General features: G+C 64.5%; 23 protein-coding genes. 8 read left to right on the top strand and 15 right to left on the bottom strand.

Features of this window, described 5'->3' with window-relative positions; translation table 11 throughout:
- The first annotated feature begins 3 nt into the window (after nt 1–3).
- From ABMC89_RS13760 to ABMC89_RS13730, 7 genes are read left to right on the top strand one after another with little or no spacing between them, the layout of a single operon-like run.
- Nucleotides 4–1476, top strand: a complete 1473-nt coding sequence (locus ABMC89_RS13760) for a TadE/TadG family type IV pilus assembly protein (RefSeq protein ID WP_349568860.1) — start codon at nt 4–6, stop codon at nt 1474–1476.
- The gene (locus ABMC89_RS13755) at nt 1473–1970 is read left to right on the top strand and encodes a TadE/TadG family type IV pilus assembly protein (RefSeq protein ID WP_349568858.1); all 498 of its coding nucleotides are present in this window, start codon (nt 1473–1475) and stop codon (nt 1968–1970) included. Before ABMC89_RS13760 ends, ABMC89_RS13755 begins: the two co-directional genes overlap by 4 nt.
- A complete protein-coding gene (locus ABMC89_RS13750) occupies nt 1967–2590 on the top strand; it encodes a TadE/TadG family type IV pilus assembly protein (RefSeq protein WP_349568856.1) in 624 nt (207 codons plus the stop codon). Before ABMC89_RS13755 ends, ABMC89_RS13750 begins: the two co-directional genes overlap by 4 nt.
- A gap of 11 nt (nt 2591–2601) precedes the next feature.
- On the top strand, nt 2602–3975 hold the full coding sequence (locus ABMC89_RS13745; protein WP_349568854.1) for a CpaE/TadZ family protein: 1374 nt from the start codon (nt 2602–2604) through the stop codon (nt 3973–3975).
- Nucleotides 3976–4000: 25 nt separating this feature from the next.
- A complete protein-coding gene (locus ABMC89_RS13740) occupies nt 4001–5467 on the top strand; it encodes a TadA family conjugal transfer-associated ATPase (RefSeq protein WP_349568852.1) in 1467 nt (488 codons plus the stop codon).
- An 8-nt stretch (nt 5468–5475) separates the two neighbouring features.
- Complete coding sequence (locus ABMC89_RS13735) at nt 5476–6426, top strand: type II secretion system F family protein (RefSeq protein WP_349568850.1); 951 nt, start codon at nt 5476–5478, stop codon at nt 6424–6426.
- A gap of 4 nt (nt 6427–6430) precedes the next feature.
- Entirely contained in the window at nt 6431–7426 is a 996-nt protein-coding gene (locus ABMC89_RS13730; RefSeq protein ID WP_349568848.1) for a type II secretion system F family protein, read from the top strand.
- Here ABMC89_RS13730 and ABMC89_RS13725 read toward each other — a convergent pair.
- From ABMC89_RS13725 to ABMC89_RS13690, 8 genes are all read right to left on the bottom strand, one after another.
- Nucleotides 7420–8322: a nickel/cobalt transporter gene (locus ABMC89_RS13725; protein ID WP_349568846.1), complete on the bottom strand. Its 903-nt coding sequence runs from the start codon at nt 8320–8322 to the stop codon at nt 7420–7422. The two genes, ABMC89_RS13730 and ABMC89_RS13725, sit on opposite strands and share 7 nt — an antisense overlap.
- Entirely contained in the window at nt 8307–8957 is a 651-nt protein-coding gene (locus ABMC89_RS13720; RefSeq protein ID WP_349568844.1) for a DUF1007 family protein, read from the bottom strand. The genes ABMC89_RS13725 and ABMC89_RS13720 overlap by 16 nt, the downstream gene beginning before the upstream one ends.
- Nucleotides 8958–9003: 46 nt before the next feature.
- Nucleotides 9004–10203, bottom strand: coding sequence for an aminotransferase-like domain-containing protein (locus ABMC89_RS13715; protein WP_349568842.1), 1200 nt, complete (start codon nt 10201–10203; stop codon nt 9004–9006).
- Nucleotides 10204–10315: 112 nt separating this feature from the next.
- Nucleotides 10316–11278 carry a DNA topoisomerase IB gene (locus ABMC89_RS13710; RefSeq protein WP_349568840.1) on the bottom strand — a complete coding sequence of 321 codons (963 nt, stop codon included), beginning with the start codon at nt 11276–11278 and terminating at the stop codon, nt 10316–10318.
- The gene (locus tag ABMC89_RS13705; RefSeq protein ID WP_349568838.1) at nt 11275–11490 is read right to left on the bottom strand and encodes a hypervirulence associated TUDOR domain-containing protein; all 216 of its coding nucleotides are present in this window, start codon (nt 11488–11490) and stop codon (nt 11275–11277) included. The genes ABMC89_RS13710 and ABMC89_RS13705 overlap by 4 nt, the downstream gene beginning before the upstream one ends.
- A 60-nt stretch (nt 11491–11550) precedes the next feature.
- On the bottom strand, nt 11551–12336 hold the full coding sequence (locus ABMC89_RS13700) for an ABC transporter permease (protein WP_349568836.1): 786 nt from the start codon (nt 12334–12336) through the stop codon (nt 11551–11553).
- A 71-nt stretch (nt 12337–12407) separates the two neighbouring features.
- Nucleotides 12408–13172, bottom strand: coding sequence for an ABC transporter ATP-binding protein (locus ABMC89_RS13695; RefSeq protein ID WP_349568834.1), 765 nt, complete (start codon nt 13170–13172; stop codon nt 12408–12410).
- A 60-nt stretch (nt 13173–13232) separates the two neighbouring features.
- The gene (locus ABMC89_RS13690; protein WP_349568832.1) at nt 13233–14252 is read right to left on the bottom strand and encodes an ABC transporter substrate-binding protein; all 1020 of its coding nucleotides are present in this window, start codon (nt 14250–14252) and stop codon (nt 13233–13235) included.
- A 169-nt stretch (nt 14253–14421) separates the two neighbouring features.
- Between ABMC89_RS13690 and rpe the strand changes: the two genes are divergently transcribed.
- Nucleotides 14422–15111 carry a ribulose-phosphate 3-epimerase gene (gene rpe, locus ABMC89_RS13685; RefSeq protein ID WP_349568830.1) on the top strand — a complete coding sequence of 230 codons (690 nt, stop codon included), beginning with the start codon at nt 14422–14424 and terminating at the stop codon, nt 15109–15111.
- A 59-nt stretch (nt 15112–15170) separates the two neighbouring features.
- On the opposite strand, the gene ABMC89_RS13680 is transcribed toward rpe, so the two are convergent.
- From ABMC89_RS13680 to ABMC89_RS13650, 7 genes are read right to left on the bottom strand one after another with little or no spacing between them, the layout of a single operon-like run.
- Complete coding sequence (locus ABMC89_RS13680) at nt 15171–16667, bottom strand: class I adenylate-forming enzyme family protein (protein WP_349568828.1); 1497 nt, start codon at nt 16665–16667, stop codon at nt 15171–15173.
- Between the two features lie 24 nt (nt 16668–16691).
- The gene (locus tag ABMC89_RS13675; protein ID WP_349568826.1) at nt 16692–17462 is read right to left on the bottom strand and encodes an oxepin-CoA hydrolase, alternative type; all 771 of its coding nucleotides are present in this window, start codon (nt 17460–17462) and stop codon (nt 16692–16694) included.
- Nucleotides 17459–17890 carry a PaaI family thioesterase gene (locus ABMC89_RS13670; RefSeq protein WP_349568824.1) on the bottom strand — a complete coding sequence of 144 codons (432 nt, stop codon included), beginning with the start codon at nt 17888–17890 and terminating at the stop codon, nt 17459–17461. The genes ABMC89_RS13675 and ABMC89_RS13670 overlap by 4 nt, the downstream gene beginning before the upstream one ends.
- On the bottom strand, nt 17871–19004 hold the full coding sequence (locus tag ABMC89_RS13665) for an acyl-CoA dehydrogenase family protein (protein ID WP_349568822.1): 1134 nt from the start codon (nt 19002–19004) through the stop codon (nt 17871–17873). The genes ABMC89_RS13670 and ABMC89_RS13665 overlap by 20 nt, the downstream gene beginning before the upstream one ends.
- A 3-nt stretch (nt 19005–19007) precedes the next feature.
- Nucleotides 19008–20207, bottom strand: a complete 1200-nt coding sequence (locus tag ABMC89_RS13660) for an acyl-CoA dehydrogenase family protein (RefSeq protein ID WP_349568820.1) — start codon at nt 20205–20207, stop codon at nt 19008–19010.
- 36 nt (nt 20208–20243) lie between these two features.
- Nucleotides 20244–22340 (bottom strand): 3-hydroxyacyl-CoA dehydrogenase NAD-binding domain-containing protein, encoded by a 2097-nt coding sequence (locus tag ABMC89_RS13655; RefSeq protein ID WP_349568818.1) that lies wholly within the window; start codon nt 22338–22340, stop codon nt 20244–20246.
- A 17-nt stretch (nt 22341–22357) separates the two neighbouring features.
- Entirely contained in the window at nt 22358–23134 is a 777-nt protein-coding gene (locus tag ABMC89_RS13650) for an IclR family transcriptional regulator (protein ID WP_349568816.1), read from the bottom strand.
- Nucleotides 23135–23233: the final 99 nt, after the last annotated feature.

Raw genomic sequence — 23233 nt, 5'->3', positions numbered from 1 at the left:
AAGATGTCGCTCACCCGCGCTTTTGGAAAATACCGTCAGAACGACGATGGCAGCATGATGGTCCTCTGGGCCGTCTCGCTTGTGGTATTCCTGGGGCTGCTGGGCATGATATTCGACATCGGGCGCCTCGGAACGACACAGGCCGAGCTTCAGTCCTATGCCGACAGCGCCGCACTTGCCGCCGCCGCCGAACTGGACGGGGCCCCCGATGCGCTGACCCGTGCGCAGGGCGCGGCCAACGCGCTGATTACCGACACCCAGACCTTTGCCTCCGGCAGCAAGACGCTCTCCGGCGCGACGGATCTGACGGTTACCTTTTATAAACCCTCCCGCGACGGCACCTTTGCCCGCGACCCTTCGCTTGTCACCACCAGCCCCTTTGACGCACGTTTCGTCGATGTGACCGTCGCGGACCGCGACGTGCCGCTGGGCCTTGACGCGGTATTCGCAAGCCTGTCGGGCCATGACACGATGACAAACAGCACCACGGCCCGTGCGGCAGCGACATTCGAACAGGAAGCCTGCAATGTCGCGCCCATCGCGATGTGCCTGCCGCTTCTGGATGTGGAGGCCGATGCTCTGGTCGGACGGTCGGTTTCGCTCGACGCGAAGCTGGGCCTCGACCAGATGATTCCCGGCAGCACCCGAATCGTCAATTCAATCTCGCATTCGGTGAACGGCCTGGGGCTCTGCGCGGGCCTTCTGGGGCGCGAGCTTGCCGTATGCCTTGGCGCATCCCGGCGGCCCGAGACGGCCTGTTTCGGGCGTGGCGGTCTGGATCTGTCGCTGGGTGTCGACATCGACGGCAGTGATCTGTCGGACGCGATCAACACCCGCTTCGGTGAGTTTTCCGGCCTCGCCTCGGACCTCGTCGGTGACGACTTCGCAGGCGCCCCGAACATTCTGCAAGGTGTCCTTGAGGGAGGCGTCTGCGAGTTCGTGCCCGGCACCGAGGATGCGGGCCTGCCGACGGACGATTGCCTTGGCTCTGGCACCTGCGGCGTGATCGGCAATGGCAACTGGGAACTGGCACGCACCGCCTATGTCGACACCTACTACGACGGCAACGATCCCTTTCCCGAGGCCGAAACGCGGCTGGAGTTCTACGAGGCGGAAATCGCGGCCTACGGCGAGGTTTCCGCCGGAGGGGATGGCGGCGGCGGTTTGATCGGCGGGCTGCTTGGAACGGTCGATGACGTGGTCGACAGCCTGATCGGCAACATGTGCGCCCCGCAGGAAACTCTGGATACCTCACGGCGCGTCATGGTCGTGGCGGCGATCGACTGCGTGAACGTGGATGTCAAAGCCGGTGTAAAGGCGCCCGTCGTCCAGTATTTCGAGGCATTCGCCCTGAACCCCATGCGCAATGGCAAGCTGGAGCTCGAGCTTTCTGCCTGTCTTGGCAGCGGATGCGACGATGGCGGCAAGGGTACGCTCGATACAGATATCCGCGATGTGGTGAGGCTGGTCGATTGATCCGCCGCCCTGTCATAGGTTTCGCACGGCGCGAAGACGGCGCAGCGCTGGTCGAATTCGCGCTGCTGTTCCCGATGTTCATGCTTGTCCTCGGCCTTGCGGTCGAGGGCGCGCGCACGTTCTGGTCCTACCAGACCGCGATCACCGGTGTGCGTGACGCAACGCGCTACCTCAGCCGGGTGGTGGACGCGGATGCCTGCGCGGCACCGGGGGGCGCATCGGCGGTCGAATCATGGGACGACAGACTGGCCGAGATCGTCCGCGAAGACCGGCAGGGCAAAAGCGTATTCCCCGTTGCGGTTCAGGTGTCGTCGGTCCGCTCCGAGCTTACATGCAGCAGCGGAGAGTACCGCGGCGGCGATGCCGCTGTGGCAACCGTGACCGCGACCTTGCTGATCGACTATCCCTTCAGCGGCCTGTTTGCGCTTGCGGGGGTGACGAACGCCTCTGTCACCACGACGATCCGCGACAGTGCAAGGATCATCGGATCATGATCCGCCTGCCCCGCCCCATAGCACGCCACCTGCGCGACGAGGATGGATCGACGCTGATCGAATTCGCCGTGGTCACCAGCCTGTTTCTGTTGATCCTCTTCGGGCTGATCGACTTTGCGCGCCTGAGCTTTTCGAATGTGATGGCCGAGAAGGCGACCGAACGCGCGGTCCGCATGGCTGTGGTGCGCCCAGCGGTCTGCCCCGATATTCCCGAAGGAAACGGCCGTGGCGCTTTGGGCGGACTGGCCTTGACGATCCCCAACGGAACGCGCTGCACAGAGTTCACCAGCCTGTGCACAAGGCCCCCGGCCAAGACGTGCACCGGCTCGCTGGACCATCCGACAGTCGCGACAATCTGGTCCGAAGTGGCTCCGTTGCTGCCATCCAACGCGACCCCCGAAAACCTGTCGTTCACCTACAGCTACGATCCCGCGCTGAACCGTGTCGGCGCCTACTACACGCCGATCGTGACCGTGGAACTGACGGACCTGCAATTCGATTTCATTTCACCTCTCGGCGCGCTGGCCACAGCCGCCGGTGCCACGGGCGCTCAAAGCCTCGGGGAAAGCTTTGTCTTTCCCTCGATGAGCGCGTCACTTCCCGCCGAAACCATCAGATAGGAGCACGTCAGATGACACTCGCCCATCACGATATCGAAGCCCGCCTGTCGGAGGTCGTGCAGGAGCCTGCCCCGCGCAGCCGCGCGCTGATCGTCGCGCGCACCGCATCGATAGGAGAGGCGCTGCGGGCTGAAATGATGCAGGACGCACAGGTGCGCGGCCGTGTCCTGCAACAGACCCTTGTGGAGACGATGGACGATTCCGAACTTGCCGACGGACGCGTGGATTTTCTGGTATTCGAAATCGACAGCGACCCGCAGTCGGATCTCGATGCGCTGCGCCGCCTTGCCCTGCGCACCGCGCGGCGGCCCGCGTGCATCGCCGTGATCGGCAGCCCCATCGACCAGAAAACCCGCCAGAGCCTGAGCGAGGCGGGCGTGATCGAATTCGTCGAATTCGGCGTGCAGGAAGAGCCGGCAGCGCCGCCCCACGCCGCGCCGTCCGTGCCGCCCGCGACCGACCCCACCGCCGAAACGCCGCTGCCGGACGCGACACCGGACTTGGCACCGGCGGACACCGGCCCTGTCGCCGCGCAGCCCGTATCGCAACCGGATGCCGTGGACGATCTGCCCGACGATGCGGAAATGAGCGTCACGGCCCGGACGACCACGCGCAAGCCGCGCGGCATCACCAAGGGAAAGCTCGTCGTGTTCCTTCGCGCGCGTGGCGGCGCGGGGGCGACGACGCTTGCGGTCAACCTTGCCGTGGCGCAGGCGCAGCGCAAAACGGGCGGCACAGTGGCGCTGGTCGATCTCGATATCCAGAACGGCGCCGTGTCGCTCGCGCTCGATCTGCCCGACAGTGCGGAGGCTTCGGCATGGCTGCGCGGTGCCAAACGGCCCAGCCGCGATTTCATCGAGACGGCAATGGCGCCGCACGGATCGGGTGTGGACGTGCTGACCGGACCGGATGTGTTCGCGCCGCTGACAGCGATCGACGCCGAGGATATCGCGCGGCTGCTGGACGCGCTGAAGGCGCGCTACGACCATATCGTTCTCGACCTTCCGCAAGCGATCACCGAATGGACCGATCCGGTCCTTGAACGGGCCGACGAGGCGCTGATCGTGACCGACACCAGCCTTCCGGCCATCAAACGCACCCGGCGCCTGATCGACCTGATCGGAGAAGAGCACATGACCCTGCCGGTCCGCGTGGTGGTCAACCAGCAGAGGAAACCGGTGGTCAGGTCGTCGGTTCTCAAGGAGTGCGAGGCACTTCTGGGCCGCACGCTGGAGCACTGGATCCCCGCGGACCCCCGTGCCGCGCGCCGTGCGACCGATCTGGGTGTTCCGATCCAGACCGGTGCCAAACGCTCCGCCGTTGCCAAGGCCATCGCGAAACTCGCGGAGGCAGTATTCGCCCAATCCGCCAAACCGGCCCGCTGAACGCCGTAGAGCAAGAGGATACCCCATGTTTCGAGCATTCAAAGAGTCGACCGCAGAGGCCCCGCGCCGCACTTTCAAGCCAGCGGCATCGCCTTCGGAGGCGGCCATCGCCCCTGCCATCCCGCGCGCCGAAGCGCCGAAGCCAGAACCTGTCGCACCTGCGCCAGAGCCGCGCCCTGCCCCGATCGCGCAAGCGCCCGCACCCGCAGCTCCGGAGCGATCTGCCAATACGGCGCTGAAATCCGCGTTGCACGAACTTGTGCTCGAAAAGCTGAACCTCACGATGCTCGACCAGGTCAGCCGCGACGATCTGCGCCGCGAAATCTCGACCCTTGCGGCGAACCACCTGAAATCGAATGGCACGCAAATGCCCTCCGCGACCTTCAAGACGCTGATCGACGAATTGCTAGACGAAGTGCTGGGTCTTGGCCCGCTCGAGCCGCTGCTGGCCGATCCGTCGATCAGCGATATTCTGGTGAACGGTACCGATCATGTGTTTATCGAACGCGGCGGCCTGCTGGAGCGGGCGGATGTGTCGTTTCGCGACGAACGTCACCTGCTGCGCATCATCGACAAGATCGTGTCGTCCATCGGGCGGCGGATCGACGAAAGCCAGCCCTGGGTCGACGCCCGTCTCGAGGACGGCAGCCGCGTGAACGCGATCATCCGGCCCTGCGCAATCGACGGGCCGTCGCTGTCGATCCGCAAATTCTCCAAGACACCGCTCCATATGGCAAAGCTGCTTGAACACGGGGCCCTGTCGAAACCCGCTGCGCTGTTTCTCGAAGCGGCCGTCAAAGGGCGGATGAATGTGCTGATCTCGGGCGGGACAGGGTCGGGCAAAACCACCATGCTCAACGCCATGTCCGCCTTCATCGACCCGCGCCAGCGGATGGTGACGATCGAGGACGCCGCGGAACTGCAGCTGCAACAGGAACACGTTGTGCGGCTGGAAACCCGCCCTGCGAATGCGGAAGGCAAGGGGATGATCAACCAGCGCGACCTGTTGATCAACGCGCTGCGCATGCGCCCAGACCGGATCATGGTCGGCGAGGTACGCGGCGCCGAGGCATTCGACATGCTGCAGGCGATGAACACCGGCCACGACGGGTCGATGACCACCATCCACGCCAACACGGCCCGCGACGCGGTCAGCCGCCTGGAACAGATGGTCACGATGATCGGCAGCGATTTCCCGATGCAGGCCGTGCGCTACCAGATTGCCGCGGGCCTGCAACTGGTCCTGCAGCTGAACCGCCTGTCAGACGGATCACGCCGGGTGATGAGCATTTCCGAGATCGTCGGGCTCGAAGGGGATACGATCATGATGCAGGACATCTTCGTCTTCAAGAAGATGGGTGTCGATGAGAACGGCAACGTCAAGGGACGGATGATGGCAACCGGCATCCGCCCGAAATGTTTCGAAGCCCTGATGGCCTCGGGTGTGCCTCTTGCCGCCGATGCCTTCGCCCCCGGCGCGGGCGCTGCGTGATGGAAGCCATGTCATTCACAACTCTCGTTTTGTGGAGCGCGGTTGGCTGCACGATCCTTGCCACGCTTGCGCTGCGGCTGATGCTGGCCCCGGAAAACGCTGAAGAGAGGAAGCGCGCCGAGCGGATCAAATCCATGCGGCCCGAACGCGCCAGCGACGCCGCTGCCGCGCTTGTGAAATCGACCGGGCGCAGCGATCCCGGCCTGAACCTGCCGCTGGTCGGCAACCTGCCGTTACTGCTGCGGCAGGCCGATATGGAGGGCAAGGCAACACTCGTGGCGCTGTGGGCCATCGCCGGTGGCGTGATCCTCGCGGCGGGTCTGTCGTTTCTGATCACGCCACTCCTTGCCGTGCCCGCGGGCTTTGTCCTGTCGGGCCTGACGGTGCTGCAAATCGTGAAGGCCCGCCGCAACAAACGCCTGGACGCGCTGACGCAGCAATTGCCGGATGCGCTGGATCTGATGATGCGCGGACTGCGCGTCGGCCACCCCATCAACGCGACGATCGCGAACGTCGGGCGCACCATGGCCGATCCCGTCGGCAGCGAATTCCGCACCCTGTCGGAGCAGGTCGCCCACGGTGATTACCTGACGGACGCCTTTCGCGACTTTGCCGAACGCACGGGCCACGAGGACGTGGAATACCTGTCCGTGTCCATCTCTATCCAGCACGGCACCGGCGGCAACCTCGCCGAGATGATCAGCACGCTCAGCAAGGTGGTGCGCGACCGGATTGTCATGCGGCGCCGGATCAAGGCGATCTCGTCCGAGGGGCGCATATCGGCCTATCTGCTGTCGGCCCTGCCGGTGGTGATCTACATCGCCACGTCGCTGACGGCCCCCGATTACTACAGTGATGTCAGCGACGATCCGATCTTCAAACCTATCGCATTCCTGATCGTCGCCCTGATCGTCGGCAATTTTCTGGCCTTGCGCAAACTCGTCAATTTCAAGGTCTGATACGATGTTCGATCTTTCCAACTTCGCCACGCCTGACGCGCTGGGCAGCCCCGAGACGCTGATTCTCTACTGTGTGGCCTTTGCCGTGTTGCTGCTTCTCTTCGGTGTGATCGGGCTTTGGACCATGCGCGACCGCACCGCCGACCGCGTGCGCGCTCTGGCCGCCTCGATGCGCGAGGCAACGCACGAAAAGGCCGTGCCGCTGACAAAGGGCGACGAAGTGGCGCCAAGCGGATGGAAAAAGGCGCTGATCCCCGAAGACCCCTCGGAGCGGATGCAGATCCGTTTCCAGCTGGGCAAGCTGGGGTTCGAGCGGCCCGATATCGTGGAAATCTTCTTCCTGATCCGGCTGTTTCTGGCGCTGGTAACGCCCGTCGCCGTCTTCGGGACAGTGGCGCTGGCGCGCGCGGGTGTGCTGCCCGAAAGCATCGTTGAAAGCCTGAACGCCACACCGCCGCTGCGCCTGTTGCAAATCGCTGCCGTAGGCACGGCTGTCGGGTTCTACGGACCCGGATATTGGCTGAAATCGCGGATAAAGGCGCGCCAGGCCAAGATCAGGGAAGCCTTTCCCAACGCGCTCGATCTAGTGCAGATCTCGGTCGAGGCCGGTTTGGGCTTTGACGCCGCGATCAACCGCGTGGGCCACGAACTGACCCGCGTGGCGCCCGAAGTGGCCTATGAATTCCTGCTCCTCCAGATCGAGGTTCAGGCCGGACGCGACCGCGAGACGGCGCTATTCGACATGGCGGACCGGATGGGGATCGACGAAGCGAAATCCTTTGCCCTTGTGATCGTCCAGTCGCTGCAATTCGGCACCAGCCTGACCTCCGCCCTGAAGACCTACGCCGCCGAAATGCGCGAGATGCGCGAACTGGCGGCACAGGAAAAGGCGAACCGCCTGCCGGTCCAGATGTCGGGCGTGATGTCGATGCTGATGTTGCCGGCGCTGTTTCTGATCACGCTGACGCCGATCATCATCCGCTATAACGCGATCTACTGAAGGGCGCGCAGAAGCAGCATCAGCGACAGCACGGTGACCAGAAGGCCGGTAGCAACCTCGACCAGCGGCATGATCCAGATCAGGCTGGCCGCCCCCCTTATCCCGCTCAGCAGCCCGCCGCGCACACCGCGCGCGGCCGCCGCGACAGCGACCGTGACCGTTGCAGTGCCAATGGCCATGGCAAAGCTCGCCGCGACGCCGACCAGCGGAATGCCCATCTGCCAGCAGATGATCAGCACGAAGAGCGCGCCGGTACAGGGCCGGATCGCGATGCCGCCGATGAGAACCAGCGCGTCGCGCAGCCCTGTGGCTTCCTGCGCCTCCTGCAGGGTCGGCCCGTGGCGGTGACCGCAGCTTGAACAGATGTCATCCGCGCCCGTATGCGCATGATCGGCAAAGCTGCTCTGGCGGCGCAGCCCGCGCAGACCGCGCACCGCCAGCCAGATACCGATGGCCGCAATCAGGGCGTAGCTGACCGGCGCGAACGCGTTTTCGGCGGCGTCGATCATCCGGTCCCGCCCGAGATCAAGGATCCACAGCCCGCCGTAGGCCAGCACGATCGCGGTGACCGCCTGCCCCAGACTGCCCAGCAGCGCGATGACCGACAGCCGGACCACCGGCACGTCCTGCGCCATGCCGTATCCACCGACCACAAGCTTGCCGTGCCCCGGCCCCACGGCATGGAAAAATCCGTAGGCGAATGCACTGCCCAGCAGCACGGCAAGAGCACCCGGCTCTCCGCCACGCAGCGCGCGCAGGGTCTTGGCCATGGCGTTCTGGAAACCGCGCTGTTCGGCCCCTGCCCAGGCTGCCAGCGCATCGACACCGCCCGCCCACCAGAACCAGAGGGTGGCGGCGGCGAGGATCAGAAGCGTCGGGATCAGGACGTGGCGCATGTCACCCGCACCTCGGTGGCGAACCTTTCACCGATATCGCCGAACCCCATCGCCTCGGCGCGTTCGGGATCTTCGGGGATCTGGGCAAGGTCGTCTTCGGTCATGGCAAGGGCCGCTTCCATGTCGGGCGGGTCGAGATCAATGTCGCAGGCGGCCTGCCCTGTTACCGTCACGGGCCTGCCGACCTCGTAGGCCGTGTAATAGGTAGCATCGAAGGGTTTCAGGACCAGCGGCGCCCGCAACTGGGGTGCGCCTTCCACCGCGCGCAGATGGGTCGTGACGATCTTGCCGTCCGTCAGTTCCGCCGTTGGCTCCATCGGGCCGGACAGCGACAGGGGCTCGCCTCCGAGGGTTGCCACCAGATCGCCGTTGTAGCCTTCGATCCAGTTTGCATCGAAACCGGTCAGCGCCTCGCGGTCCGACGGCGACAGCACCCCGTCATAGTCGTCGTCGACACCCAGATCCTCGGTGATCAGCAGGCTGTAAAGTTCATCGTACTCCCATGTCACGCGGATATGGGTGACCCGGTTGCGGTCATCGAGAATGATTTCCAGTCCGGTATCGACAAAGATATGCGGATGCGCCCCCAGCGGGGCCGCAACCGAGCATAGAGCGAGGGCAAGGGCATGTCTCATGAGCGCTATTTAAGGGCCGCGGCGGCGCTGCGCAATCGCCCCGCATTCAAGCGGCGGAAATCAGTCGTCCCAGACGGGCAATGCCCTGCGCGATGGCATCCGCATCCGTGCGGCTGAAACTCAACCGCATCGTGTTCGCACCCGATCCGTCGGCGAAAAACGCATGGCCGGGCACAAAGGCCACGCGCTCCGTCTCCAGAGAGCGGGCCAGCAATTCATCGCCGCGCATGTGCTGTGGCAGGGTCAGCCAGATGAACATGCCGCCTTCGGGGCGCGTCCATGTCACGCCTTCGGGCATATGCTCTTCCAGCGCCGCAAGCATCGCGTCCCGCCGCGTGCGATAGGCCGCGCGGATGCGCGCGACGTGGCTGTCGAACTGCGCTTCGGCCACCGCTGCGATGGCCATCTGGTTCAGTGTCGAGGAATGCAGATCGCCCGCCTGTTTCAGCAAGACCATCTGCTGGATCACATCCTGCGCGCCGCAGACCCACCCCACACGCAGGCCCGGCGCAAGCGTTTTGGAAAACGATCCGCAGTAGAGCGTCCGGCACGCATCGATGTCGCCCTTGCGGGCGATTTCGCGGGCGAGGATCGGTGCCAGCGCCTCGCCATCGTAGCGCAGCGACTGATAGGCCGCGTCCTCGATCACCGCGATGTCCAACTCCTCGGCGAGGTCGAGCAGGCGCTCGCGCATCGTGCCGGTCAGGGTGCGGCCGGTGGGATTTGCGAAATCCACCGAGGTATAGGCAAACTTGACGCGCCCCGGCGCGGCGGCCTGCGCATAGTCTTCTGCCGCCCGGTTGGTTTCCGGGTCCAGCTTGTCATAGCGCGGCTCGTAGGCGTTGAACGCGCCCAGCGCGCCAAGATAGGTGGGCCATCCCACAAGCGCCGTATCGCCCGGGCTGAGCATGAGCTTGCCCAGATAATCGAGCGCCTGCTGCGAACCGGAGGTGATCAGGATATTGTCCCGCGTGCAGGGCACGTCCAAGCGGCCCATTTCGGCTGCGATCCAATCGCGCAGCGGCCCGTAGCCTTCGGATACCGAATACTGGAGTGCTGCATCCGCATTATGGGTCAGCGCGTCGCCCAGCGCCTTCTGGAACGCCTCGGCGGGGAAAAGCGCCGGATCGGGGATGCCGCCGGCGAAGGAAATGATATCGGGCTGGTCCAGCAGCTTGAGCAATTCGCGTATCTCGCTCGCCTTCATGCGCGTGGTCCGCGTGGCGAAAATCTGCTGCCAATCCATGTCGCTCCTCCCAAAGCCTGCACGCAGAATGCACGGCGCGGGATTTAGGTCAATACTTATGTCCTATAAGTCCGATCCGGCCCTTTCACGGCGGGCGGCGGCCGGCGCATGGTCAGCGCTCTAGGTAGCCGAGCAAACGGTTTTCCGACGCGCGAAGACCCGAGCGGCCCGCGTCGAAACCGTCGACGGGATCCGCGCCGGCGAGGTCGATGACATCGGGGTGGATATAGCTGTTGCGCGCCACCGTCGCCGTGTTGGACAGACGCTCCGCTGCCGCCTCGGCCATGGACTTGATCGTGGCGGCCCCGCGCTCGGCCACCTCGAAGGCGGCCACCGATCCGGTCCAGGTGCGGAATGTCTTGGCGGTGATGCTCTCGTCCTGCGCCGCCTCCGCGATATAGGCATTGAGCGCACCCGACCCGATGGTCTGCGCCTCGCCCTCGTCATCGACCCAGACCAGCAACTCCGCACCGGGCAGATCGCCCAGCTTGTGCAGCAGGCGCCCCAGCGTGCGGTCGCGCAAGTGGCGGCGCACCCGCTTGCCGCCCTTCGCGGTATAGGCCATGCGGATGCCGTCGTCTTCCAGCGTGATTTGCTTTTGCTTCAGCGTGACGGCCCCGTAGCTGCCGTTGTCGCGGGTGTAATCGGGATTGCCCACGCGGATCGCCGTGCGGTCGATCAGGGTGGTGGCCGCCGCGAGCGCGAATGTGCGGGCGCCGGCGTCCTCCTCCAGATCGCGTTTCAGGCGGGCGCGCAGTCGCGGCAGGGCATGGGCGAAATCCGTGAGACCGTCGAATTTGGTGCGGGCCTGCGCCTCGGCCCATTGCGCGTGGTACCGGTATTGCTTGCGCTGGCGCGCGTCGCGTCCGGTGGCCTGCAAATGCCCGTTCGGAAGCGGGCACATCCACACGTTTTCATAGGCGGGCGGCACCGCCAGCGCTTCGAGCCGCGACCGTTCGGGCCCGCGTGCAATCGTTGTGCCATCCGGCGCGATATAGGTAAATCCGCGCCCGTGGCGGCGGCGCGCGATCCCCGGACGGTCATCGCCGTAATATACCAGCCCGCTCGGCGTCACGCCTTGCGCACCTCTGTGGAGGATTTCAGAACCTCGTCGCCGTCTTCCTGTTCGATCAGCAGTGCAGGTTCGTCCTCGGACGCATCGCGGGTGATCTCGGTGCCCTTGATCTTGACGGTGGTTTTGCGGGTATAGGTCTTCTGGACTGTGCCGGTCCCCGTCCCGTCGCCCCAGTCCCATTCAACCTTGTCGCCTTTGCCGTAGTTCGCCATGCCCGTGCTCTCCTGCGCTGTGTCTGCTGGGCAAACCGCAAAAGGGCCGCGCGGGTTCCCTCAGACCCGCCAGCGCAGCACGCGACGTTCCAGCGCACCGATCACGGAGGACACCGCAACGCCAAGGACAGACAGGATCACCACGCCCGCGAAAAGCCGCTCGAGATCGTAGAGCGAGCCTGCCTCGAGGATATAGGCCCCGACACCGTATTCCGCGCCCAGCATTTCTGCCGCGACCAGAAGGATGATGGCGATGGTCAGCGAGATCCGCAGCCCCGACAGGATCCCCGGCATCGCCCCCGGCAGGACGATCTTGCGCACGATCGACCACCACCCCAAGCCAAAGCTCTGGCCCATGCGGATCAATGTGCGGTCGACGTTATCGACCGCAGCATAGGTGGCAACGACCGTCGGAGTGAAGGTGCCGAAGGCAATCAGCGCGTATTTGCTCGCCTCGTCGATGCCGAACCAGATGACGAACAGCGGCAGCAGCGCGATCTTGGGGATCGGGAACAGCGCCGCGACAAGCGGGACAAGCCCCGCGCGGACGTAGGCGAAGAGCCCGATCAGCACACCCACCGAAATGCCCAGCGCCGCCCCGATGCTGGCACCTATGACCAGCCTGCTCAGCGACGGGGCGAGGTGTTTGAACAACAGCCCGCTCTGCCAGAGTTCGCCGAAGGTGGCCAGAACGTCCGACGGACGTGGCAGCGTCAAAGCCGAGATCCAGCCCGTGCGTGTGCCCCATTCCGCCAGTGCAATCAGCACCACAAAGACGATCCAGCCCATGCCGCGGATCCGCATCGGCGCAAAGCCACCACCTCTGAAAGGAACCTGTTCAGCCATCTATCCGTGCTCCGTCGTCCACGCGCTGCCCCGTTCGGAGGCAACACCAACCAACAGCCGCCGCGCGCATTTCAGACATCCATCAACTCCGCGTCCGCTGCCGCCGCTTCGTCGCGCATCAGCGACCAAAGCTGCGCCTGTTTCGCGTCAAGCTCGGCGTCGCCGTGGCCGCGATCCGCAAGGGGCTGATCGACCTCCACGATCTGCGCAATCCGTCCCGGCCTGCGCGAGAGCACGACAATCCGGTGGCCCAGCCGCACCGCCTCGGCGAGGTTATGGGTGACGTAGACTGCCGTGAAAGGCGCGCGTGTCCACAGGCCGACCAGATCGTCCATCAGCAATTCCCGGGTCTGGCTGTCGAGCGCGCTCAACGGTTCGTCCATCAGCATCACCGCCGGATTGACCGCCAGCGCCCGCGCGATGGCGACCCGCTGTTTCATACCCCCCGACAGCTGTTTCGGCAGGGCCTGCGCGAAATCGGTCAGCCGCGTGCGAGCCAGCACGTCCGCCACGATATCCTTGGCACGGGTGCCGAGCCTGTGATCTTCCAGCACCAGCTCCACGTTCCCCGAAACGGTGCGCCACGGCAGCAGCGCGAAATCCTGAAACACATAGGTCAGCGCGTTCAGGCACCCTTCGGGCGGCGCGCCGAGTTGCAGAACCTCGCCCTGGGTGGGCCGCTCAAGCCCGCCGAGCAGGCGCAGCAATGTCGACTTGCCACAGCCCGACGGGCCCACGATGCAGGTGATCCGCCCCGATGGAATGTCGAGAGATACATCGCGCAGCACTTCGGTATCCCCGTAGCGGTGCGTCACATCGTGCAATTTCAGATCCATCCGTCCTCCACATGAAAAAGCCGGGCACGCGGCCCGGCCTTCCTGCTTATGCTCGGGAAATCAAGCGCCTGATGTCTGGACGTAAGACGTATCGACCAGCGCGTCGAGCGGAATATCGGCATCTACCAGACCCTCGGACTGGAACCATTCCAGCTGGTCGCGCACCGACGCCACGTTGAGTGCCGCCCCCTCGCTCAGCCGCATGGTGCCGTTGATGATCGACGGCGCCGCCTCGTCACGGGGACGGTCGGTGTAGACGTATTTGTGCAGAAGATCGACCATCTCGTCGATGCCCGCGTCGCCGCCGTCCTTGGCGATCATGGTGGCGTTGTAATCCGCGACCCCCTTGGAGTAGGCGGCAAGATAGGCCTTTGTCATCTCGGCTTCTTCCGACGCGTTCTTGGTCGAGGTGAAGACGGTCGTGACCTGATAGTCGGGCAGATAGTCCGACACATTCCCGATCATGTGCACCGCGCCGGAGCCAGCAAGCGGCTTGGCGATATGCGGCACGATGGACCAGGCGTCGATCTGGCCGGTCTTCAGCGCACCGATGATCGCGCCCACCTTCTGCAAGGGTTTGAACGACAGCGAGATGCCTTCGGCCTGCGCCATCTTCGATCCCATGTAGTGGAACGAGGATCCCGCCGTGGTCATCCCGAAGGATTTCCCGTCGAGCATGCCCGGTGCCGTGATCCCGGCCTTGAAAGCCGCGTCGGAAACGAGGAATTTCTGGCCGTCGATGCCCTCCTCCTCCTGCAGCGCACCGCCTATCACCTTGATCGCGCCCTTGTCGGCCAGGGATACCAGCCCGCCCGAGATGGCGGTCACTGCATAGTCGACATCGCCCGAGGCGATGGCGACGGCCATGGGCTGTGCGGCCTGAAAGAATTTCATCTCCACGTCCAGCCCCGCCTCGGCGAAGTAATTGCGCTCGGCGGCGACGAATGTGCCTGCGTGGCTGGTAAAGCGCAGGGCGCCCAGCGTGATCTTGCGGTTGCTGGCGATGGCGGGGGCGGCAAGCCCGGTTGCGGCCAGCGCGGTCATGCCGGCGAGTGTCTGGCGTCGTGTCAGTCGTGTCATTTCGGTCCCTCCCGTTTATGCGCGCAAGGTTGCGCATCTGCTGCATCGAGGTCAACCGCAAGGGTGCGCCCGCGCTGCGCTTTCGTGAGGAGACCCGCGCCGCTCGCCGATTGCCTCGCGCGCGCCGCTGGGCTACACCGCGCGCATCCCATACCGAAAGGCCGCCGCCATGTCCGCTTCCCGCGCGATCAAGATCGCCCCCTCCATCCTCGCCGCCGATTTCGCCAACTTCGGGGCCGAATGTGCCGCCGCTTGCGCGCAGGGCGCGGACTGGATCCATGTCGATGTGATGGACGGCCATTTCGTACCGAACATCACCTTCGGTCCGGCGACCTGTGCCGCGATCCGCCCGCACATCAGCGGCGTCATGGACGTGCATCTGATGATCTCTCCGGTCGATGCCTATATCGAGGATTTCGTCCGTGCAGGCGCCGACATCCTCACCGCTCACGTCGAGGCAGGGCCGCATATCCATCGCACCCTGCAGGCGATCCGCGCCAGCGGCGCGAAGGCGGGTGTGGCGCTGAACCCCGGCACGCCGGCAGAGGCCGTGGCCCATGTGCTTGATCTGGCCGATCTGGTCTGCGTGATGACGGTGAACCCCGGCTTCGGCGGACAGAAATTCATCGACATGTCCGCCAAGATCCGCACCCTGCGGGAGATGATCGGCGACCGTCCGATCCATATTGAGATCGACGGCGGCGTCGATCCGACCACAGCCCCAATCGTCGCCGGTGCCGGTGCGGATGTGCTGGTCGCGGGATCAGCCGTCTTTCGCGGCGGGTCCGTCGACAATCCAGCACCCTACGGGGAAAACATCCGCGCGATCCGCGCCGCCGCGGAAGGCACCTGGGTCTGACAGGCGCCTTTCGCGTCTTGGGGGCGAGGAGCGGCTGAAAGCCAGCGAGGAGCCCAGCGTCAGGGCAGTTGGTCGGCGAATGCGTCGATCATCTTGTGCTTGAGCAACTTGCCCGTCGGGGCGGCGGGCAGCGACGACGACAGCACGTAGTGCTTGGGCCGCTTATACGCGGTCAGCCGTTCCTTGACGAATGCACGCAGGTCTTCGATGTCCGGCGCGTCATCTTCGGAGACCTGAACGAAGGCCAGCACTTCCTCGTCCCCGTCTTTCGTCCGGCCCACGACAGCCGACTGGATCACCTGTGGGTGATCGTTGATCGCGGCTTCCACCTCCGGCGGGTAGACGTTGAAGCCACCGTGGATGATCAACTCCTTGGACCGCCCGAGGATATGCAGATTGCCCTCGGCGTCGATCTTGCCCAGATCGCCGGTCCGCAGCCAGCCATCCGCGCTCAGCGTCTTCTCGGTCTCAGTCGGGTTGCGGTAATAGCCCTTCATCACATGCGGCCCGCGCACCAGCACTTCGCCCTCTCCGTTGCCATTGCCACCCGGGGCCTTATCGTCGATGGCCAGTTCGGTTCCGGGCGTTTTGGGGCCGACGGACACATCGTCGGTGCCAACGGTCTTATTTTTGGTCGCCGATGCCCCCGAAGTCGTTTCGGTCATGCCGAAACCGTTCTGGAGGGGCAGTTCGTAGAAGGCTTCGGCCTTGCGTTTCCACGCGGGATCCAGCGGCGCCCCGCCGGAGGACACATAGCGCAACTTCGGTGCGCCCAGCTTCGACAGGCCCATTTCCTTGACGTATTGCATCACCAGCGCGTGCATTTGCGGGACGGCGGGAATGATCGTCACCCCGTCCATCGCCGCATCGTAGAGCTTCTGCGCCGAGAACCGCGCCTCGGTCCGCAGATGCGCGCCCGCGACACAACACCCGGTCAGCACGGACACCAGTCCGAAAACATGGCTGATCGGCAGTGCGCCATAGATGATGTCATCCGACGTCATTTCCCGCAGTTTCGCCGAAGCCGCTCCGCCGAACCGCATCCCGGAATGGGTGAGCATGACGCCCTTCGGATCGCCGGTCGTCCCGGTCGTGTAGAGAAGAACCGCCACATCCTCCAGCACCGGATCGGGGTCGGACGCGCGCGCGACCAGCATCATGGTGCCAAAATCGCCGGAGATCTCCTTGCAGCCCAGACGCTCGGCGTGGGCATGCGCATCCGGTGACGCCGCAGAGGTCGCGACGATCGCCGCAGGCGTGGCATGGGCCACGACACGGTCGACTTCGGCGGCGTTCTGGCGGGCGTTGAAAGGGATCACGACCGCGCCGATCTTCCAGCCGCCATAGAGCGTGGCGACCGCCGCCGCGCAGTTTTCGACCAGCAACAGCACGCGGTCGGTGGGCTGAACGCCCGCACCGCGCAGTTGCTCGGCCATTGCATCACTCGCCCGGTCCAGGTCCGCGTAGGTCCAGGCGACCCCGCTGTGATCGCTCACCGCCATGTTCTGCGGGGCCTGCGCCACGCGGTCCGCCAGCAAATGCTCTACACGCTCCATGTCATCTCCTCCCCCGGTACGGTCTCAGCCGTAGTTCGGTGCTCGTTTTTCCAAAAAGGCCGCGATGCCCTCTCCCGCTTCGGGCGCGCCGGTGGCAAAGCCCATCGCGTCACGCTCGACGTCGAGTTGTTCTGCCTCGGTCCCGTCGTAGGCCTGTGCGACCATCGACCGGATCATGCCCTGCGCCACACGCGGACCCGCGGCAAAGCGGTCTGCGTAGCCTGTTGCAACATCCATCGTGCCGCCCACATCCGTCAATGCGTTGACCACGCCCAGATCGAACATGCGCTCGGCGAAAACGGTCTGGCCCAGCAGACACATCTCCATGGTCAACTGCCGCGGTATGGCGCGCGCCAGATGGGCGGTCAGACCGCCGTCGGGCACCAGCCCGGCCTTCACGTAGGCAGCGACGAATTTCGCGCCCTTGGCCGCGACGATGATGTCGCAGGCCATCGCAAAACTCAGACCGGCCCCCGCGGCGCCGCCTTCGACGGCGGCGATGATCGGGACCGGGCAGTTGCGCATGGCGCGGATCACATCGTGCAGGCCTTCGATACCCGCGCGGCGCTCTTCTTCGGGCATGCCCTGACGGGCGATCAGCACGGTCAGATCACCGCCCGCGCAGAAGAACGGCCCTTCCGACGTCAGGATGACCGACCGGATGCGCGGATCGGCGGCCTTCTCGCAGGCCTCTAGGATCGTGGCATAGAGCTCGGGCGACAGCGCGCCGCGCTTTTCGGTGTTTCCGTTCCAGACGATCAGCCGATCGCCCGCGTCTTCGAGCCGTGCACTCATGCGAGTTTCTCCTGTGGGACGCGCTTGAACACGCCCGTTGATTTGGCAACCAGTGTGCCGTCTTCGTGCCGCAGCTCGGCGTCGATAAAGACCAGACTGCGGCCGCCGCCCGTAATGCTGCCGGTGGCCGTCATCCATCCCGCGCGGCCCGATCCGACGAACTGTGTATTCATCGACACCGTCAAAAACGGCGCCTTGCCGCTTGCATCGACCGTCAGCGATCCAGTCGTGCCCGACGCATTGTCAAGCAGCGTGACCGCTATGCCACCGTGCAGTGCACCGTGGCGGTTCAGGTGGCGTTCATCCACCAGAAGGTGGCATCTTCCGTGGGCCGGATCGGACACATCGACGATGTATCCGACCAGCTTTTGCGTGCCTGTCTCATCGCGGATGAGACAGGCTTCTTCTTCAGGCAGCGGAGAGTTCAATGAAACGCTCCAGATGGTGGTCTACATCGCCGAACCGGTGGTCGGCCATCACGATGCGCTTGGCGATATGGGCAAGCTCGTATTCCTGCGTCATGGCGATGCCGCCGTGCAGCTGGATCGATTCCTCGCCCACCAGCCGGCCAACGCGGCCGATCAGGTTCTTCGTCGCCGAAATATTGCGCTCGCGGTTGCCGCGCTCGCTCTCGAGGTGCCCGGCGGCAAGGATGACCGCGGAACGCGCCTGCTCAAGCTCGATCAGCAGATCGGCCATACGGTGCGCGAGCGCCTGGAACGTGGCGATGGGCCGACCGAACTGCTTGCGCTGCAGCATGTAGTCCTTTGTCAGACGGCAAGCTGTCTCCATCGCGCCGAGCGTCTCTGCCGTTTGCGCGACATTGGCGTAGGCGGTGCGGGTTTCGATCGCCGGTGCGGCCTTGCCGGCCTCGCCCAGACGGGCAGAGGCAGGAACGGTCACATCGTCGAAGGTGACTTCCGCCGCGCGGCCACCGGCCAGCAGTGCGTAGCCCTGCAGGGTCATGCCCGCCGCGTCCTTTGGCACGAGGAAAAGCGAAATGCCGTCGGCATCGTACTCTCCGCCGCTTTCGCGCGCCGAGACGACCAGCATATCGGCGTTCTCGGCGTTGATCACCACCGACTTGCGGCCCGAGATCACGATCTCGTCGCCCTTCACGGTGGCGGATGTGTTGACGCGATTCAGATCATAGCGGCTGTTGGGTTCACCGTGCGCAAAGGCCAGTTGCAGACCGCCGCCGATGATCTCTTCGATATGGGCCTGCTGGTCGTCGTTGCCCAGATCGGCGATCAGGCCACCGGCCAGAACGGCGGTGTCGAGGAAAGGCTCGACAACGCCCGCGCGGCCCAGTTCTTCGAACACCACTGCGATGTCAAAGCCCTTGCCGCCGAAGCCGCCCTGCTCTTCGGTGAAGAGCGCGCCGATCACGCCCAGCTCGGCCAGTTCGTTCCAGATGTCGCTGGAAAAACCGCTGTCGCTTTCGAGGATCTTGTTGCGGGTGGCGGTGTCGTAGCGGTCCCGCAGGAACCGCCGGAGCGTGTCCTGCAGCATTTGCCGCTCTTCTGTAAGTTCGAAATTCATGGATCAGCCTCCCATCGTGACTTTTGCAATGATGCTGCGCTGGATCTCGTTGGATCCGCCGAAGATCGACAGCTTGCGGTTGTTGAAATATTGCGACGCCACCGGCCCGGCGGCCAGCGGATCGGGCAGTGCTTCGTTGCTGCCTTCGATCGCCTCGGACGCGAAGGGCATCGCGAAGACACCGGCAGCCCGGCGCGCCAGATCGTTGATTTCCTGACGGATGATCGTGCCCTTCACCTTCAGCATCGAGGATTCGACCCCGGGCGCCGTGCCCGCAGCCGCCTTCGAGACGATGCGCAGGTTGGTGGTTGCCATCGCCATCAGGTCGATTTCCACCTGCGCGACACGCGCGGCGAAATGCGGGTTCTGGATCAACGGCTTGCCGTTCGCCATTTCCTGGCTCGCGATGCGCTTGACCGCGCGCAGACCGGCCTGGCTGAAGCCGACACCGGCGATGTTCGTGCGCTCGTGGGTCAGCAGATACTTGGCATAGGTCCAGCCCTTGTTCTCTTCGCCGACAAGGTTCTCGACGGGCACTTCGACATCCGTGAACCAGACTTCGTTCACCTCGTGGGTGCCGTCGAGCAGGATGATGGGGCGCACTTCGACGCCCGGCGTGTCCATGTCGATCAGCAGGAACGAGATGCCTTCCTGCTGCTTCACCGTCTTGTCGGTGCGCACGAGGCAGAAGATCATGTTGGCGTGCTGGCCCAGTGTGGTCCAGGTTTTCTGACCGTTCACGATGTAATGCGTGCCCGCGTCGTTCAGCACGGCCTCGGTCTTGAGCGAGGCAAGGTCGGACCCGGCGCCGGGCTCGGAATAGCCCTGGCACCACCAGTCCTCACCGGACAGGATCCGGGGAAGCCAGTAGTCACACTGTTCCTGACTGCCGAATTTCTGCAGCACCGGCGCCAGCATCGACAGGCCGAAAGGTACGGTGCGCGGGGCGTGCGCAAGAGCGGCTTCTTCTTCGAAAATGTGCTTTTGCACGGCATTCCATTCGGCACCGCCGAACTTCTTGGGCCAGTTGGGAGCCAGCCAGCCCTTTTCGTTCAGGATCGCGTGCCAGCGTTCCATGTCGTCCTTTTGCAGATCGCCACCGGCGCGGACTTTCTCCTGAAGGTCCTTTGGCAGCTTTTCGTCAAGGAATGCGCGAACCTCGTCGCGGAAGGCCTTCTCTTCGTCGGAATAGCTCAGATCCATGGGAATATCCTCTCGTTGCTCTGTTTGTTCATCGGGTCACTTAGACCCGGCACGGTTCAAATCATCAAAGTTGCGTCCATCGGCCACAAGCTCTTTCAAAAGCGGGGCGGGTTGCCAGAACCACGCGTCCTTCTTTGCGTAATTCTCGATGTCCGCCAGTACGTTCGGCAGGCCCTGGATGTCGGCCCATTTCATCGGGCCGCCCCAGTAGCGCGGGAAGCCGTATCCGAAGAGCAGCACCATATCGACGTCCAGCGGACGCTTGGCGATGCCTTCACCGACGACCTTCGCGGCTTCGTTCACCATGGCACACATATAGCGCCTGACAATCTCTTCGTCGGTGAAATCACGTGGCGTAATTCCGCGGTCGGCGCGCTCTTCCTCGATCAGCTTGGTGACCTTGGGGTTGGGCGTTCCGCCGCGCTTGCCCTTTTCGTAGATGTAATAGCCTTCGCCGGTTTTCTGGCCGAAATGGCCCTGCTCGCACAGCCGGTCGATATAGGTCGGCACACGCTCTTCGGGGTGGCGATGGGGTGCCTTGCGCTTGCGCGTGGCCCAGCCGATGTCCAGACCGGCCAGATCGCCGACCGCGAAGGGGCCCATGGCGAAACCGAAATCCACCAGCGCCTTGTCGATCTGGTAGGGCGATGCGCCGTCCAGAACCATATGATCCGCAGCCGTCCGGTAGACCGCGAGAATCCGGTTGCCGATAAAACCGTCGCAGACGCCCGCGCGCACCGACACCTTGCCCAGCCGCTTGCCCAGAGCAAAGCCGGTGGCGACCACGTCGGGCGCCGTCTCATCGGCCACGACCACCTCGAGCAGCTTCATTACATGCGCAGGCGAGAAGAAATGCAGACCGATCACATCCGCCGGGCGCAACGTGCTTGCCGCGATCTCGTTCACGTCCAGATAGGAGGTGTTGGAGGCGAGGATGCAGCCCGGTTTGCACACCGCGTCGAGCTTGCCGAACACTTCCTTCTTGACGGACATCTCTTCGAAGACCGCCTCGATCACCAGATCGACGTCTTGCAGGCTGTCGTAGTTCTGGCTGATCTCGAGTGCGATGGTCAGCATCGCGTCGTGCTTTTCCTGCGTGATCTTCCCGCGCTTCAGCGCACCGGCAAGGTTGCCGGCGATCCTTTCGCGCGCGGCATCCGCGGCCTTGTCGGACATTTCGATCAGCACGACATTCAGGCCGGTCAGCAGCGCCGCAGTGGCGATACCCGCCCCCATGGTGCCGCCGCCGATCACGCCGATGGATTGCACCGGACGCGGGTCAACACCCTTCAGTTCGGGAAGGTTCGAAACCGCACGCTCGTTGAAGAATGCATGGATCAGGCCCTTGCGCTGGTCGGTATCCATCAGCTCCGTGAACAGCTCGCGCTCGCGTTTCATGCCCTGATCGAACGGCAACTCGGACGCGGCCTGTACCGCGCGGACCGCCGTGGCCGGGCTGATCTGGCCGCGGCCCTTTTTCAGCACCGCGTCATAGGTCGCGTCCCAGTCCATCGGGGCGGGCGCGGGCATTTCCGACACGGGACGGCGCGCGGCACCTTCGCTGACCAGATCCATGGCGTAGGCAACGCCGACTTCCTGCGGATCACCCTCTTCGATCCGGTCGATGAGGCCAAGCTCCAGCGCCTCGGCGGCGTTGATGTGGCGGCCTGTCGTGATCGCCTCGACCGCCTTCTCGGCACCAGTAAGGCGCGGCAGACGCTGGGTGCCACCCGCGCCGGGCAGGATGCCGAGGTGCACCTCGGGCAGACCCACGCGCGCATCCGGCTGGGCCACGCGGTAATGACAGCCCAGCGCGACTTCCAGCCCACCGCCAAGCGACACGCCATGCATCGAGGCCACGACAATCTTCGGCGAGGATTCGATGCGGGTGCACAGGTCCGGCAGGAACGGTTCCTGCGGCGGCTTTCCGAACTCCGAGATGTCGGCTCCGGCGATAAAGGCACGTCCGTCGCCGACGATCACAACGGCCTTCACGGCCTCGTCGGCCTCGGCGCGATCCATCGCGTCGCTCAGGCCCTGACGCACGGCCTGGCTGAGCGCATTCACCGGCGGGTTCTGGATCCGCAGGATGGCAACACCATCGCGGGTATCATAGCTGACAGGTTCGGTCATAGGTTTTCCTCCAAAGTCTATCCGCGTCGAACCAGTGCCGACGCGCGGCCGGAACGTCGTTCCAGCCCTTGTACGAGTTTATGCAGCACCGGGCCGACGTCATGCATCATCCGGTCCCGCGTCAGGTTTTCGGGCAGCGCACCGCAGGTAAAGGCGACAGCCTCGCCGAACTCCTCGGCGAAATAGGGGACGCTGACGGCATTCACGGTCGTGGCAAAGCGCGCCTCGTCGGGGACAATGGCGAAGCCGCGACCGACAAGCTGGCTGTACCCGTCGTTGCGGAAACCACGAAGTTCGTCCGAGGGTTCCAGCGCCTCGAACCGCTCGTCGTCCAGCGCGGCGAGAAACGCGAGCCCCGACGAAGAGCTGTTCATCGGGATCCGGTGGCCGGGTTCCAGCCAAATGGTCGATGCGGTTTCGGGCCGCCATGTGCGGACAAGCATCATGCGGTCGCCGTCGCGCACCGCGATCAGCGCCAGCGTGCCGGTGTCATTGGCCAGCCGCTGCATCGCCTCGTCCACCTGATCGACAAAGCGGACCGCCTGATTGGCGACAGCCCCCAGAACGATCGCGGCGGGGCCAAGACGAAACCGGTCGTTGCGCCCGCCGTGGCTGAGGTAGCCCAATTCGCACAGCGTGTAGGTCAGGCGCGAAATCGTCGGCTTTGGAAGGTCGGTCCGCTCGGAAATCTGCGCATGGGTCAGACCGTTGTCGCTGGCACGGAATGCGCGCAGGACAGCCAGCCCCCGCGCGAGGGTATTGGCGAATTTCCGGTCCGATGACTGGTCTGTCATATCCCTCCCCCGCGTTTCACGGCATCCTGCCGCGCTGCGCGTCGCGCTCCCACCCTCCCGGCAGGATTTCGCTATGTAAAACTGCGTTCCGCATTTCGT

This window comes from Sulfitobacter sp. HNIBRBA3233 (genome assembly GCF_040149665.1).
GTDB classification, from domain to species: Bacteria; Pseudomonadota; Alphaproteobacteria; order Rhodobacterales; family Rhodobacteraceae; genus Sulfitobacter; species Sulfitobacter marinivivus.
Note: the sequence above shows the minus strand (reverse complement) of the source record. Positions and strands in the feature narration are given on the sequence as shown.